Here is a 15,115-nt window from a genome sequence, read left to right on the forward strand (position 1 = left end):
ATACGACTTGCAGGTTGACTTTGCTGGTGGTCAGGGAAGCTCTGATCGATTACCCTGGAGGAAATTTGCTGTAGAAGGGCCATAGGTCTGAGGGAACCGCGGGGCTATGCCCCTTTTATTACCCTGAGGTAACCTTTTTGTAAAAAGGTTCCCTCAGACTCCCTCCAAAAACTTTTAACGCCCTGCGGATCACCCCGATTTTGCTTGCAAAATCGGGGTGATCCGCAGGGAATTTAAAGTCTTTGAAGGGCCTGGGGAAAACGTGGGCCTATGGCCCTTCTACAGAAAGTTTCCCTCAGTGTAATAAATCAGAGCTTCCATAAGAGTATAAACACTCCAAGCCTAAAAGGATGATGAACTATGAGCGGTACCGGTAGACCCAACATGATAATTTTTCTCATGGACTGCGTCAGGCCCGATCACATGTCCTGTTACGGCTATCGGAGAGAGACGACGCCCAACTTGGACAGGATGGTAAAGGAGGAAGGGACCCTCTTCAGGCAGGCTATCACTACTTCCGGATGGACACTGCCTACTCATGCTTCCCTGTTCACCGGCGTATACCCTTCTCTTCATGGGGCGAGTAAGGAATACCTCAGTCTGGACAAGACTTATCCGACGATGGCGGAGATATTGGGGGAGGTTGGCTACCAGACGGCAGGTTTCAGTTCCGTCGGCTATGTAAGCAGGGCCACAGGGCTGGATAGGGGATTCGATGCCTTTTTCGAGAGCTTCGATAAGGAAGGGATGGGCGCCAATCTCAATAGATACATGTTAAAGTATTTGGCGTTGCGGTTGCTGGCCAAGCATACCGGCCTGGGGTGGAAGGACGCCATACCCGGTAAGATCGTCAACTGGAAGGTTAAGGACTGGCTTCGCAGATGCGACCGCTCAAGGCCTTTTTTCTTGTTCATCCACTACATAGACGCACATAAGCCTTACTCGTTCAACCGCTTTTACAACCGCAAGTTCATTGGCTGCGACGGCAAACTCAAGCTGTCGAAAGAGATATCCCACTACAACTGGCCACATTTTACACTCCAACTCGACTCACTCGACAAGGAGCTCATTACAGACCTTTATGACTCGAAGATATATACCGTGGACTACTGTATATCCGAAATTATGGATTACCTGAAGAGGCTCGGCAGTTATGACAACACGGCATTTTTTGTCATGGCTGACCATGGAGAGATCGTCACGGACAGATACGATCACCACTTCTTTCTGAACGAAGACGTGCTGCGGATACCTCTTCTTGTGCGGTGGCCGGCGCTCTTCGAGCCAGGCACCGAGAGGGATGAACTCGTAAGTATCGTGGATATCCTCCCAACTCTCCTCGACATTGCCGGCGTGGCCACGCAAGGCCGGTTCGATCATCTCCAGGGCCGGACTCTCCTGTCGTCCTGTGATGAAGAGAGGTTTGTGATAGCCGAGCGAGGCAAGATGCTGGATCCGTGGTTTGAGAAATTTCCGGAACTCAAGGAGCGGGATGACATCCCACCCCTCGACTGCGTTATGAAGGTATTGAGGACGAAGCGATACAAATACGTATGGTCCTCCACCGGGGAAGAGGCCCTTTACGACGTCATCGCCGACTCGGCGGAATCCGAGGACCTCGCTGCGGCGCTGCCTGAGGTGGTTGAAGAATACAAGGGATTGCTGTTTGAAACACTCAAGGGGGGGAGGAACAGGAGTGACCGGCAAAAGAGCACGGAGGTAGAGGAGACGGTGCGAAAATCTCTGGAGAGTCTTGGATACCTTTGAAGTGTCGGTTGCCGAAGCCGCCGCCCTGCCTTACATGATGACGGCGCTTTGTTGCTCGTGTGGAGACGAGGGGGATGGCGGTGTTGGCTTTACCACCTGGAGAGCATGATACTTTGCCAAGTAAGAAGGCAGCTTCTGCCGCTGCCGGTGACTGGTGGAGACGAAAGAGGGGTGCTTGATCATCCGTCTGGCGTGAGGCTTGGGCACCGGGGGAAGAGCGGAAAATGAGATGAACAGGCGATACCATGAAAAAGAAGGCACTCGCATGGCTTCTGTATTACAGCGGGGTCCTGTGGCTGCGGACACTTTACAACCGCATATTCGGTTCAAAGAAGCTGATAATACTTGCATATCACCGGGTTCTGGATATCGACCGCAACGCGTTCGCCTACGACGAGGGGGTGGTTGACGCCTCTGTGGCCGACTTCGAATGGCAGATGAAATTCGTATCCCGCCATTTCGATGTGATAACCTTCGGCGACCTCGACAGATACGCCACAAGAGAGGCGTTGCCAAAAAATCCCCTCATTATAACATTCGATGACGGCTACAAGGACAACTATACCAATGCCTATCCCATACTCAAGAAATACGGCCTTCCGGCGGTAATCTTTCTCGCCACCGGCCATATCGGCACGGATAAGCTCTTTTGGTGGGATAGGCTCGCCTATCTGATCAAGATGACGGATAGGAAGAGGATGGATGTTGCGCCGTCGTTAGGCTTTGATCTGAGGGGAAGGGGGGAGAGAAGCAGAGCCATCCGGGAGGTGGACGCCTGGCTCAAGACCATGGGGGACGACGAAAAGGAGAGGGTCTTAGCCTCCCTCGAAGAAACGCTCGACGTCGACATTTCCCCGGCCGTGGGCGAGGGAATGCTCCTCTCTTGGGATGACGTCGAAGCCATGTCGGAAGGTGGTGTGGAGTTCGGGGCTCATACGGACAGTCACAGGATCCTTACCAACATATCGTCATCTCAAGAGATTCTGGAAGAGATCGAGATTTCCCGTAAAAAGATCGAGGAACATATCGGCCGGCCCGTAATCTCCTTTGCCTATCCGTCGGGGAAGGTCGATGAAAGGTCCAAGGAGTTGCTTGCAAAGACTGGTCTGAAGTTTGCCTGCACATGCGAGGGGGGGAGTAACCCCATTGACAGGGACCCTCTACAACTGCGACGATTTCTCGTGAACCCCTCTATAGACAGGCGTATGTTTGCGGCTCTGCTGCTCTTTCCTTCTCTCATGAGTATGAATCTTCCCGGTGTCTTCTCGTTTCCGGCAGGGAAGAGATAAGATCGGGGCATCAAAAGAAGTACGGAGAGGTCTTTGCCCCCATGGCTGGAGGATGAAGGGCTGCTTAGTGTGCCGCTGTGATCGACGATGAACAAGAACAGCTACGAGGAGCAGACGCCCGCCGCTTCGCTTCCTCCCTGCGCCGGGCCTTCCCGCCGGGATGCCGCCGCGCCGGGGCGGCAGAGCCATCCGCTGCCGGATGCGCTCAGGGATTCGCCGGCCGTCGTCCTCGTGCTCTGCATGGCGGTCATCCTCCTCTTGGTCCTTTATATTCCGGTCTTCGCATCATTTGTGGATGTATGGTGGAACTCCAAGGTATATTCCTACGGCTTCTTCGTCATCTTCATAAGCCTCTATCTGGCGTGGGACGACAGGGAGAGGCTCGCAAGGGCCGCCGTGGCGCCGTCGCTCGGCGCGGGCTCAGCCGTCGTGGCCGCGGCCGGCGTCCTGTATGTGGCGGGCGGGGCCGGCGCCGTGGATATGCTCCGGCAGCTCTCCTTCGTGGTCATGGTGGCTGGACTTACGCTGCTGCTGGCGGGCAGGGAGGTTCTTCGGGTGCTGTCGTTTCCCGTGGCGAACCTGCTCTTCATGATCCCCTTTCTCGACGCCGTTACCACGAAGGTCCACTGGCCGTTCCAGTTGCTCGCAGCCCGGGCCAGCGCCTGGGTGCTCAAACTCATGAGCGTGCCCGTCTTCAGGGACGCCCAGTTCCTTGAGCTGCCCACAACGCGCCTTGAAGTGGCAGTCGAGTGCAGCGGGCTGAGCTACCTCATGTCCATACTGGCCGTAAGCGTCCCGCTTGCGCACATTACGCAGCGAGGCTGGAAGAGGAAGGCGGCCCTCGTCGCCGCGGCCCTGCTCGTGGCCGTGGCGGCCAACGTCTTGAGGGTGGTCCTCATAGGGTGGTGGGTGTACTTCCACAACCATACGACCGTTCACGGCCCGCTCCATATCTTTCAGGGATTCTTCGTCTTCCAGGTGGGGCTGGTCTTCCTGTTCATCCTCGCCTGGCTCTTTTCACGTCTACCGGCCGCCGGGGCCGCAGGCCCGGCGCCCTCGGCGGCGGAGCCGGTGGCTGTGGACGGCCGGAGGCTGGCCCTGTCGGCCGTTACGGCCGTGGCGCTGCTCGCTTCGGTACTCGCCTGCTCGAACTTCAGGCGTCCTCAGCCCGTTGGCCTGAAAGAGGACCTCTCGGCCGTGCCCGCTGTCCTGGGCGACTGGAGGGCGAGGGGCGAGGGGGGGACGAGGCGGTGGTTCAACGAGTTCGAAGGGGCCGATACCGAGCTTCTCAGGACTTACCGGGACCGGGCCGGCAGGGAGACGGACCTCTACATCGGCTACTTCGCATCGATGAGACAGGGCGGGGAGCTGGCCGGCTACCTCGCCACCAAGATGCACCGTGGCGTGGAGGAGACCGAGGTGGACGCAGAGGGCGGCTCCGTCAAGGTCAACAGAGCCGTGTTGCGGGCCGGGGGCGGAAGCTTTCTCGTCCACTTCTGGTACCATCTCAACGGCCGGGTGGTGACCGACCTGTACGGCGTCAAGCTGCTGACCATATACAACGCCCTCGTCAACGGACGCAGTAACGGGGCCGTCGTCGTCGTCTCGACGAGGCTCGGAGGCGACGACACGACAGCGGTGGAGGAAGGCCAGAGGCGTTTCGTCGAGACGGTCCTGGCCGTGACAGAGGGGCTTTTCTGAACGGCGGCGCAGGCTCTTGTCTCAGCACGTTTCGTCTGCACAACGTGGCGTAGCGAAGGACGATACAGCATTGATGAAGGTCAGGGTCGTAAGCGATGAAGGGGAGTTCCGCGCCATGAGACAGGCGTGGGACGCCCTGCTCGGCAGGTCGGGGACGGGCAGCGTCTTCCTCACATGGGAATGGCTCTACACCTGGTGGAAGTCGTTCGGCGACGACAAGCAGCTCTACATAATTGTCGCCGGCGACGACGAGACGAGGGCCATACTCCCCCTCTACAGGCGAAAGGTCCCGGGCTTTGTCTATCCAGGCTCCGTGAAGCTCGAGTTTCTCGGCACCGGCGAAGAGCGCAGCGACGAAGTCTGTTCCTACATGCTCGACATGATAGCGGAGGCGGGCTGTGAGGAGCAGGCTTACGCCGACATCTTCGCCTTCCTGCGCGAGGTCCGTCCCTGCGACTGGGACTTGATGTCGCTTAAGTTCGTCTCCTCCCGTTCGGGATTCATCGACGCCGCGAGGCGCTACTTCGGAGAGGACGCCTATACGGTCCATGTGGAGGAGAGCTTCCGCAACGGCATAACCCTCCTGGACGACGGCTGGCAGGGGTTCTACAACGGTCTCGGGAAAAAGACCCGCAAGATGGTGAGAAGCGGCAGGAGGCGGCTTGAGTCCATGAACGGCTTTTCATACAGGTTCCTGCAGCGGCGCGACGAGCTTAGCGGTATGCTCGACGCCTTCGTGAAGCTGAGCCTCAAGAGGTGGGGCGGGGGAGGGGCCTTCGCGAGCCCCAAGTTCAGCAGCTTCCAGAGGGCCGTGTGCGAGGAGTTCGCCGACCGGGGGATGCTCAAGCTCTCCCTGATGGAGGTCGGGGGCAGACCCGTGGCCGGCAACCTCGACTACTGCTACAGGGACACGGTGTACGGATATCAGACGGCCTTCGACGCCGGTTTCAGCAAGAACTTGAGCGTGGGGCTTCTGGGCATGCTCTACTGCATCGAGAACGCCGCCGAAGAAGGGTTCAGGAAGTATGACTGGTACAGGGTGGCCCGGGAGAGCTACAAGGAGCGCTTCATAAGCTGCTATGAAGAGATCGTGAACTTGGTGGTGGCCAGGAAGAGCTTCTACATCGCGCTGCTCGGCCTGTTAGGGAGGCTCAAGAAGCTGTGAGAGCGTCGTCGCCTCGGAGTGTCGGATGATCAGGTTGCTTGCATCAGTAGCCGAGAAGTTGGCCAGGGCCGCCGAGCTCGAGCGTTGCGACCGCAGGCTGCGGGGGCTCAACGCCATGGTCTTTCTCACCTACAGGTGCGGGAGTCGATGCAGGACCTGCACCATGTGGAAGAGGACGGACCCGTCGTCGGAGGAGCTGGGATGGGAGCAGTGGCGCACGGTGCTCGACAGGCTCTGCGCCTACGGCATAAAGACGGTAGAGCTCTTCGGCGGCGACGCCCTGTTGCGAAAGGACATAATCTTCCGGATGATAGAGCATTGCAGCCGGAACGGCATGGCCACCTACTTCCCTACGAACAGCCTGCTGCTCGACCGTGATACCGCGGCCTCGCTGGTAGAGGCCGGGCTCGATACCATTTACTTCTCGCTCGACGACGTCGGTGAGACGGGAGACGCCATTCGGGGAAGCGACGGCTCTTTTGCCAAGGTGAAGCAGGCGCTCGAGAACGTCCTTGCCGAGCGCGGCGAGGCGCGGCATCCGAAGATCGAGGTATGCACGACCGTATCCAACATGAACTGCGACCGTTTCGTCGAGATCGTCCGGTTCCTCTCCCGTTACCGTGTCGATACGATCAACCCCAGGGTGGTCGGCGAGTTCTCGAAGGAGAAGGTGGAGTCCTCCGTCGTCGACGGTGTGAGGGCCGAGCCCTACTTCGTGCCCAGCGACGGGAGCTCGCACCTTCTGAGCGCCGACGAACTCCGGCGCTTCAGGGAGTCGCTCGACGCGGCAGACTGTATCGAGGGCGCTCCCTTCGTCAACCGCTGGGCCGTGGACATGGCCGGCGATGACGCCTTCACAAAGGGACTCTACGAGGCGGAAAGGTGCCTGTTGTGCACCACCCTCGTCACCGTGGACCCTTACGGAAACGCCATGCCGTGCCCCATGTTCCGTGACTACAGGCTGGGCAGCCTTGTGGAGGCGGACCCGGGGCAGGTGTGGGGCAACGCCCGTCACCGCATCTTCGTCGAACGCCAGAGGGCGGGGGCGATAGAGCTCTGCCGTAACTGCAACATAAGGATCTACTATCCGCGTCTGGCCGATGTGATGAAGTACTATTACAGGAAGGCCCGGGAGAAGGCGTGGAGGAGGTTGGGGCGGAGCGCCTCGTCCGGGACGCCGTGAGCCCGTCGCTGTGGGGGAAGATAAGGAAGGCCTACAGGGAGGGCGGCCTCGGCCTCGTCGCCGTCAGGGCGCGGAAGGTCCTCCTGCGGAGCAACTCGGCGTGGTGGTACGTAAGGGACCTCTCCAGGCCGGTCGCGGCGCGGGATTGCGGGCTCGACGTCCGTGTATCGAGAGAAGCGCCCGGGCCGGTCGTCGAGTACATGAGGCGCAAGGAGTACCTCAACGACAGGGAGCTCCGCGAGGCGCGAAGGTCCGGCCACTGGTTCGTCGGTCTCTACGAGGGCGGCGGTGTCGCCGGCTTCTGCAAGTGCGGCTTCACGAGCGTCTACGTGAACGACTTCGGCGAGGTCCTGACTCTGCCCCCTCATGTGGCCTTCATATACGAGTATGAAATAGACGAGCGGCTGCGGGGCAGGGGGGTGGGCGGCTTCTTCGTGGGCCGGGTGCTCGAGGCGTTGCGGGAGGCCGGCTTCCGTCACGTCATCTGCCACGTGCCGCCGTGGAACAAGGCGTCGATGAAGGTCGTAGAACGGTGCGGCTTCGAGAAGGTAGGCTACATCAGGTTCGTGGAAGTGGCGGGACTCAAGTTCAGGACGGGAAGTGTCGAGACAATACTTGCATCTCTGGAGAAGGGGAGCGGCTGATGGACGGGCTTGACAGGCGGGGCTTTCTGCGGCTTCTCGCCGGGCTCGGCCTCTGCGCCCTCGGCCCCCTGCCGGCGGGGGCGCAGGCGGCGCCGTCGCGGTCCTCTTCCGTCCTTTCGCCGGAGAAGGGCGGGGACCGGGTGGTGGCGCTATCGTCGGAAAAGCTCTTCCCCTGGGACGGCCGAAGCCGTCCCTACGTGGATGCGGTGGAGAGGGAGGAGCTTGATCGTCTCGTCGACGCCGGCGTCAAGAGGCTCACCGGGGCGGCGAGCGCAAGGCAGGCGTGGCGCTCGCTCTTCGACTACGGCAGGGGTGAGAAGGTCGCCCTGAAGCCGAACCTCAACTGGATAAAGGACGGCTTTGAAAAGGTCGTGACCTCGCCCCAGCTTGTGGGCAGCACCATACGGGGCCTCGTGGAGCATGTGGGCGTGCGCGAAAGCGACATCTTCGTCTACGACGTCTCCCGTCCCATCCCCGCCGCCTACAGGGAGAGGGTCGGCTACGACGTGCGTTACGTCCAGCGGGCCGTCTCCTTCAGCGCCAGGGTGTACAGGCGGATATTCGGCGACCTGACCAGTCCGTCGCAGCGGCGGGTGCCCTTGAGTAACCGTGTGGTGACCGACGAAGGGGTGGAGCTCGGCTGCTTTGTGCCGCAGGTGGTGGCGCGGTGCGACCACCTCGTGAACCTGCCGGTGCTCAAGTCCCATCAGTTCGTGCTCTTCTCCGGGGCCATGAAAAACCTCTTCGGCAGCGTCGTCTTCGATAACGGCGACACCACTCCGCGCCATATGCACGGAGCGCACCTTGAGGACCACATAGCCGAGGTTGCCGCGTCCATGAGGGATGTCACCAGGCTTGTCGTCTGCGACGCCATGGCCGGCACGTGGAGCGACGAGCGTCACGGAGCGCCGGAGCGATGGGAGAGTTTCGGCGGCGGCTGGCCCTCGTCGCTATTCTTCGCCCGCTGCGCGGTGGCGATGGATGGACATCTGCGCCGCGTGGTGGCCGCCGAGAGGAGTCTGCGCGGCCTTGAGCTGAGGTCGAGTGCCTTTGTCGAGAGGGCAAAAGAGCTGACAGGATGCGGAAAAAACCCCTGATTGTCATTGCGAAGAGTGATTTCCGCGACGGAGCAATCAAGTGTCTGTTTTATTCAAAGACGAAAGGGCTTTGCGGTCCTCCGCTCGCCATGACCTCATTTCGGGTTTTCCTCATCCTGATATTGCGACGATGGGTGTCACCGACTAAGCGGGAGCAGACACAGGCCGCCACCGCATGAGCGTCAATGAACAAGTAGTGGTTATCGTATGTCAGGGAAGGTAGACGGATACCAGGTGCATACTGAACTCAGAAATTTTCTGCAACATTCCTCTGTGTATTTCGTCGGAAACCTTTTGAACAGGCTTGCCGTCTTTGTACTGCTCCCAGTCTATACGAATTATTTGAGGCCGGAAGAGTACGGCCTCCTTGAGCTCGTCCTGGTCCTCAGCTCCATTACGAGGGAACTGCTGGGGTTGCGTCTCGGTCATGCAACTATCCGATTCTTCTTCGAATACGACGACGTGGCGGACAGAAAGAGACTTGTCGGCACCTCGCTCGTCTCCATAACAGTCTGGTGTCTTCTGCTGACCATTCTGCTCATGGCGTTTTCGAAGCACTTTTCGGTTCTTCTCTACGGGAGCAGCGAATACGCTCTCCTCATCGTGCTCGGTTTTGGCTGCATGTTTTTCGAGGTAACCAACCAGGTCCCTTTAGCTTTCATGAGGGCGGCGAAGCGCTCTGTCTTGTTTGTCTCTTCGTCTTTCGTCCATCTGGTAATTCGGATCGCGCTCAACATTTATCTTGTCGTCTTCCTCCATAAAGGAGTAGAGGGGGTCCTTCTCGGAAACCTGATCACGAGCTTTTTTTACTGGTCTTTTCTCAACATATTTGTGATCTGGCACTCGGGGCTCAGTTTTGATTTCCCGAAACTCAAGAATCTATGGATGTATAGTTATCCGCTGGTTATTGCGGCGCTACCGGGAATCTTTCTGTCGAACATGGACAGAATATTTCTCGGTTGGTACACCTCCCTTGAGACCGTCGGCATATACGCTCTCGCAATCAGGTTCGGTCTTCTGATTCACGCCTTGCTTCTCAATCCTTTTCAGATGAATTACGGTCCTTTCAGGTTCTCCATAATGAAGCAGGACAATGCGCCGCAGCTATATTCTCGGATGCTCATCTATTTCCTTTATGTAGTGACGGTTGTGGGTCTTGCTGTTGCCTTCTTCTCCCGTGAGATAATTGAGGTCATGGCTTCAGAGGCCTTTGTGGACGCCTACAAGTTCGTTCCCTTTATAGTGCTTGCCATTATCTTCAACGGTATAAACTATATCTTTCAGACAGGCTTAATGATCGCGAAGAAAACAGCCGATATAGCCTATATCACGGTCATTGGCGCGGCGGTTAATGTGGCGTCGCTCTATATTCTGGTTCCGAAGCTGGGTATCTACGGTGCTATAATCACTTACGTGCTGGTGTCCTTTCTCATGATGACGCTTACTTACGTGTTGTCGCAGAAATACTATCGTATCGATTACGACTTGCTGCGTGCCGGAAAGATTGCAGCAGTAGCTTTTACGCTTTTCCTTGCAACGTCGTTGCTGGATGCGATGGCATTTTATGAAAGGGTGGTGTCCAAGACTTTTCTGATCCTGACCTTTCCTTTTCTCCTCGTGCCGCTGGGATTCTATACGAAAGGCGAGATTGAGAAGTTTCAGGTGCTCAGGCAAAAAGTGGGCCTGAGATTTTTTTCGCAATAAGCCTCGGTCGGAGATGCCGATGTCATACAAAAAATATCTGAAAGCATTTGTAAAGAAGATCGTACCCCCTGTAGTCATCAGTAATGTCAAGGGAACGGTGGATGCCATCAGGACTTATTATCCTGACTTTATTTTCGGAGATGGCAAGGTTAGGTCGTTGCGGAGTGTCTGCATCGAGGTTACCTTCAAGTGCAACTGCCGTTGTCAGATGTGTCCTCTCTACGGAGTTCAGGTGGATGGAGGTAAGGAGCTTTTAGAGTCCATCGGCAAGGAACCGGAGATGACGGTGGAAGAGTTCAAGATGCTGTTTGACGGACTCAAAAAGATGGGGACCCAGTCGGTAGCCTTTTCAGGAGGGGAGGCGTTCCTGAGAAAGGATATGGCGGATATCACCAGGCTTGCAAAGGATGCCGGCTTCGAGGTCCACTTCACGTCGAACGGAGGCATCCTGAACAAAGAGATAGCCCGCTGGGTGGTTGAGCTGGGAGTCGATAACATAACCATATCTCTTGATGGTCCAAAGAAACTTCATGAAGAGATAAGAAAAGCTAAAGTATTCGATCGAATAATGGAAGGAGTCGACTTCATAGAGGAAGAGAAGAAAAAGCAAGGAAAGGAGAAGCCAACGCTCGGCTTCTTGTGCACTGTATCTGCCCTCAACCAGGACAACCTCAGCGGCTTGGTGGCGATCGCGAAGAGCAAGGGAGTACCGCTTGTCATAGACCCCATAATATTCGTCAGCGAGGAGGGATGGCAAGAGACCATGAAGGCGTTCGATTCCGACTTTATCAAGCAAGAGAGCTTCATCATGCCCGAGGATATAGGAAGGGTGGATGTCGATGTGCTGGAGCATGAGCTCCGAGAGGTTCTCAGGGAGGCCAAAGAGCTCGATCAAGAGGTCCACGTGTCGATAGTCGGTGAGGAAACGAGGAGGAAGTTTTTTAACGACATCAACTACAGCATAGTCAACAAGTGTTTCGCCCCCTGGTACTCGTGCAGGGTCGACCCCTACGGAAACGTCTACCCCTGTTCTCTCTCCATATCGATGGGCAATCTCCGTGAGAGCGGCATACAGGATATAGTCAATGGAGAGAAGTTCGTTGACTTCCGGCGCAAGCTCAAGAAGAACGGTCTGCTGCCGTTCTGCAAGAAGTGTTGCGTCCTCTATTCCCACAACAGCTACTGGAACTATCTGCCAAGGATATGAACAGGTGCGGCAAGCTCGTAATCGCGTCCGTCCTTGCGGCCGCGCTCTCCGCGGCTGCGCTCTTGTGGATATCCGTACAGGGCCGCGGCCAGAAGGCGAGGCTCTCACCCTATCCCGACGGCAGGGACTTCGCCTTTTCCATAACCGACGACCCGGACCATCACAAGCTCGCCAAGATCAGGCTCGTATACGATCTTCTCGTCGAGCTCGGTATGAGGACGACCGTTGCCGTGTGGGTCAAGGAGGCCGAACGCTCCAACGGCGTCCCCGACGTTGCCGGCGACTTCGACTACGGCGCAACGCTCCAGGACGCCGACTACCGCGACTACATCCTCAGGCTCCACGACCTGGGCTTCGAGATCGCAGTCCACACCATAACGGGAGGCAACGACCTGCGCGACACCACCGTCTCCGGCTACGAGGAGTTCAGGGAGCTCTTCGGCTACTATCCCAGGATAAACATAATGCACTCCAAGAACCTGGAGGACATCTACTGGGGCTCCAAGGTCTTCAGCAACGCCGTCCTGCGGTGGTTCATACACGATGTGGTGGGCTCGGTATTCGCCAAGGCCGCCTTCCCCTTCAGCGGAGAGGTGGAGGACAGCCCGTTTTTCTGGGGCGATATCGCCAGGGAGAAGACAAAGTACGTGAGGCTCTGGGGCACGAGCGACATCAACACCCTGGCCTTCAACCCCACCATGCCCTATCACGACCCCCGGAAGCCTTACGTCAATTACTGGTTCTCCTTCTCCGACGGCTACAACAGTTATTTTTTCAAGAAGCTTCTCACCGACGAGAATATGGAGCGGCTGGTAAGGGAGAGGGGCACGTCCATAGTGTACACCCACTTCGCGGCCGGCTTCGCCAAGAGGGACGGGAAAGGCGACTACTACCTCGACCCCGACTTCGTAAGGCAGATGCGCAAGCTCGCCTCCTACGAGCAGGGGTGGTTCGTGCCCGTGTCGGTGATTCTCGACAGGCTGCTGGCCATGAAGAACGTGAACATCTTCGAGGTCGGCGACGCCCTGGTGGTGAACAATTCCAACACCTTCGCCGTCGACGGCGTCACCCTTCTCGTCGAGCCCGGCGCCCTATACTACGACATGAGGGGACGGCCCTACAGGGCCGACGGTGACGGCGAGATAGTGGTGGGAGATCTCGGTCCGGGCCGCTCCGTCACCTTGCGGCGTGACGAGCGCCCCGACTTTCTCGTAAGGCGCGAGCCGGGCTGGTTCGAACGCCTCAACATGGTGGTGCAGAGGTCGCTCATCTGGATATTCTCTCACAACAAGTAGCAGCGGATGAAGAGTTCGGCGATGCGTGCGCTCCCTGTGTCTCGTCCGAACAAGACAGGTCGCTGGAGCCTTGAGAGCGTACGCGGGCCAACCGGCATCGTTCTGCCACCACTGGCTTCTTTCACCCCGCCTTCGTCTCATAACTCGGCAGGGTTGATGAATTGGTTAGAGAAGATTGGAATTCTTAGGTGTACTGACATTCCTTGTCACCCTCTATCTGAGGCCGCAGGACTGGGTCCCGGCCTTCAAACATGTGCCCGTCGACTTCATAGTGATCCCAACGACGGTGCTGCTCGCCGTCATCTTTTCCCGCGGAGGGCTTCCCGTCAAACTGCCCCAGTACTACTTTCTCGTCTTCCTCCTTCTCTCCATAGCCATGTCGAACATCGTACACGGCAAGTTCGACCTCGCAAGCGAGCAGTTCACACTCTTTGCAAAGAAGGCGATGATATTCTTCATGTTCCTTCTGGTGGTGAACTCGCCGGGTCGCATGAGGCTCACACTCATGTTCATACTGGTGCTGAGCGTTACGCTGGTCATCCAGGGAATATACCAGAGGATCTATGGCGTCGGCTGGGCTGGCCAGCCACCTTATTGGGACGGTAAGAGGATAACATGGGTAGGTTTCTGGAACGGCTCTAACGTCCTCGCCTTGTCTTTTGTAATGGCTTTGCCCATAGCCACGGAGTTCTGTAGACGTTCTCAGGGTATCTTTTACAGGGGCGTCGGCATAGTGGCGGTCCCCCTCTTGCTTGGCGGCCTGTGGCTTTGCAACTCCAGGGGAGGGATGCTCGCCGCGGCCACGACGCTGTTCTTCTACTACGCCTTTACCAAGGGAGTGAAGAAAGGAGTGACCATTATACTGGTGGTGATTCTCCTCGCATTGCCTTTTCTCCCGTCAAGGGCCTTGCAAATCAGCACCAAGGACGAGTCGGCGCACCTGCGGGAGTATGTATGGGAGAAGGGTTATTACATGTTAAAGAAGAACCCGCTGTTCGGTGTTGGTAAAGGCCGTTTCACCGAGTTTTCGGCCAGAAGGCTCGTGGCCCACAACAACTACGTGCAGAACATGGCCGAGCTCGGCATGGTGGGCTTCTTCTTCTGGATGGGGCTGCTCTACTACTCCTTCAAGGGCTTGTATGCGGTCAAGAACCACCGCTACGAGAAGCAGGAGGACAGGGAGAGATACGGCCACACCGCCCGAACCCTGATGGTTATGCTCATCGGTTTCTGCGTGGCCACCATGTTCATCACCTCGGAGATAGACCCCTTTTATATGCTCCTGGGGCTCATCGCCGCCATGATCAGCATCGCCAAGAAGGCCTTTCCAGACCTGGAACTCGATTTTACGCGCAGGGACTGGCCGCGGATATTCGGGCTGTGCATCGGCTGGATAATGCTTATCTACCTCTACGCCGTAAAGGAGCTCTTCCGGTGAGATGAGCGACGGAGAATCGACAGAGAGGCTCAGGGTCCTGGTCGTGACCGACCTCTTCCCGAGCGTGCAGGACCCGCACAGGGCCCCTTTCGTCCTCCAGGCCCTGCAGTACATGGGCGCGCACTGCGACATAAGGGTTCTTGCGCCGCTGTCGTGGGTGACGTGGCTCAAGCGCCTGGCCCGTGGGGCGCCGGGCGGCGCCGCCCGCGGCTGGACCGGTTTCGGGGGCGTGAGATGCACGCGTCCCCTCTACTTCTATTTGCCCAAGATAGGACGGTCGTTTTATGGTATCATGTATTTTCTGTCCATAATCGGGACCGTGCTCAGGGTGAGAAGGGAGTGGGACTTCGACGCCGTGGTGGGTGTCTTCGCCTATCCCGACGGTTTCGCCTCCACCCTTGCGGCACGGATGCTCGGCAAGCCGGCCTTTTTGTGGGTTGTGGGCACCGATGTGAACGTCTACGCCCGATACGCCGTCAGAAGGAGGATGATCCTCTGGGCGGTGCGGAGCTGCCGGGCCACGGTCGCCGCCTCTGCGGCGCTGAAGCAGAGGCTCGTGGAGCTCGGCGCGCCTGCCGACCGCATAGATGTCATATACAACGGCGTGAACACGGCGGTCTTCAAC

The 15,115-nt window shown here is 57.8% G+C and carries 12 protein-coding genes; all 12 read left to right on the forward strand.

Translation table 11 applies throughout. The annotated features are described in order from the left end of the window. Positions 1–360 precede the first annotated feature (360 nt). Positions 361–1,767, forward strand: coding sequence for a hypothetical protein (locus ENJ37_06285; GenBank protein ID HHL40095.1), 1,407 nt, complete (start codon positions 361–363; stop codon positions 1,765–1,767). Between the two features lie 245 nt (positions 1,768–2,012). Beyond that, the gene (locus ENJ37_06290; GenBank protein HHL40096.1) at positions 2,013–3,056 is read left to right on the forward strand and encodes a polysaccharide deacetylase family protein; all 1,044 of its coding nucleotides are present in this window, start codon (positions 2,013–2,015) and stop codon (positions 3,054–3,056) included. Between the two features lie 87 nt (positions 3,057–3,143). Further along, the gene (gene epsI, locus ENJ37_06295; protein ID HHL40097.1) at positions 3,144–4,757 is read left to right on the forward strand and encodes an EpsI family protein; all 1,614 of its coding nucleotides are present in this window, start codon (positions 3,144–3,146) and stop codon (positions 4,755–4,757) included. Positions 4,758–4,830: 73 nt separating this feature from the next. Continuing rightward, entirely contained in the window at positions 4,831–5,922 is a 1,092-nt protein-coding gene (locus tag ENJ37_06300; GenBank protein ID HHL40098.1) for a GNAT family N-acetyltransferase, read from the forward strand. A 25-nt stretch (positions 5,923–5,947) separates the two neighbouring features. Beyond that, the gene (locus ENJ37_06305; GenBank protein HHL40099.1) at positions 5,948–7,105 is read left to right on the forward strand and encodes a radical SAM protein; all 1,158 of its coding nucleotides are present in this window, start codon (positions 5,948–5,950) and stop codon (positions 7,103–7,105) included. Next, entirely contained in the window at positions 7,063–7,749 is a 687-nt protein-coding gene (locus ENJ37_06310) for an N-acetyltransferase (protein ID HHL40100.1), read from the forward strand. Before ENJ37_06305 ends, ENJ37_06310 begins: the two co-directional genes overlap by 43 nt. Then, positions 7,749–8,846 (forward strand): DUF362 domain-containing protein, encoded by a 1,098-nt coding sequence (locus ENJ37_06315; protein HHL40101.1) that lies wholly within the window; start codon positions 7,749–7,751, stop codon positions 8,844–8,846. The genes ENJ37_06310 and ENJ37_06315 overlap by 1 nt, the downstream gene beginning before the upstream one ends. Before the next feature lie 207 nt (positions 8,847–9,053). Beyond that, the gene (locus ENJ37_06320) at positions 9,054–10,550 is read left to right on the forward strand and encodes a hypothetical protein (protein HHL40102.1); all 1,497 of its coding nucleotides are present in this window, start codon (positions 9,054–9,056) and stop codon (positions 10,548–10,550) included. Positions 10,551–10,563: 13 nt separating this feature from the next. Then, positions 10,564–11,757: a radical SAM protein gene (locus tag ENJ37_06325; protein HHL40103.1), complete on the forward strand. Its 1,194-nt coding sequence runs from the start codon at positions 10,564–10,566 to the stop codon at positions 11,755–11,757. After that, positions 11,754–13,052 (forward strand): hypothetical protein, encoded by a 1,299-nt coding sequence (locus ENJ37_06330; GenBank protein ID HHL40104.1) that lies wholly within the window; start codon positions 11,754–11,756, stop codon positions 13,050–13,052. The genes ENJ37_06325 and ENJ37_06330 overlap by 4 nt, the downstream gene beginning before the upstream one ends. A gap of 175 nt (positions 13,053–13,227) precedes the next feature. Further along, the gene (locus ENJ37_06335; GenBank protein ID HHL40105.1) at positions 13,228–14,490 is read left to right on the forward strand and encodes a hypothetical protein; all 1,263 of its coding nucleotides are present in this window, start codon (positions 13,228–13,230) and stop codon (positions 14,488–14,490) included. A gap of 1 nt (position 14,491) precedes the next feature. Continuing rightward, positions 14,492–15,115 (forward strand): hypothetical protein (locus ENJ37_06340; protein ID HHL40106.1); only part of this gene is annotated, 624 nt, incomplete at its 3' end.

This window comes from Deltaproteobacteria bacterium, assembly GCA_011375175.1.
Taxonomy (GTDB): Bacteria; Desulfobacterota; GWC2-55-46; order GWC2-55-46; family DRME01; genus DRME01.

Coding starts and splice junctions, on each gene's coding strand:
- ENJ37_06315 (HHL40101.1), top strand. CDS start 7,749: ATGGACGGGCTTGACAGGCGGGGCTTTCTGCGGCTTCTCGCCGGGCTC.
- epsI (HHL40097.1), top strand. CDS start 3,144: ATGAACAAGAACAGCTACGAGGAGCAGACGCCCGCCGCTTCGCTTCCT.
- ENJ37_06320 (HHL40102.1), top strand. CDS start 9,054: ATGTCAGGGAAGGTAGACGGATACCAGGTGCATACTGAACTCAGAAAT.
- ENJ37_06325 (HHL40103.1), top strand. CDS start 10,564: ATGCCGATGTCATACAAAAAATATCTGAAAGCATTTGTAAAGAAGATC.
- ENJ37_06330 (HHL40104.1), top strand. CDS start 11,754: ATGAACAGGTGCGGCAAGCTCGTAATCGCGTCCGTCCTTGCGGCCGCG.
- ENJ37_06300 (HHL40098.1), top strand. CDS start 4,831: ATGAAGGTCAGGGTCGTAAGCGATGAAGGGGAGTTCCGCGCCATGAGA.
- ENJ37_06305 (HHL40099.1), top strand. CDS start 5,948: ATGATCAGGTTGCTTGCATCAGTAGCCGAGAAGTTGGCCAGGGCCGCC.
- ENJ37_06285 (HHL40095.1), top strand. CDS start 361: ATGAGCGGTACCGGTAGACCCAACATGATAATTTTTCTCATGGACTGC.
- ENJ37_06290 (HHL40096.1), top strand. CDS start 2,013: ATGAAAAAGAAGGCACTCGCATGGCTTCTGTATTACAGCGGGGTCCTG.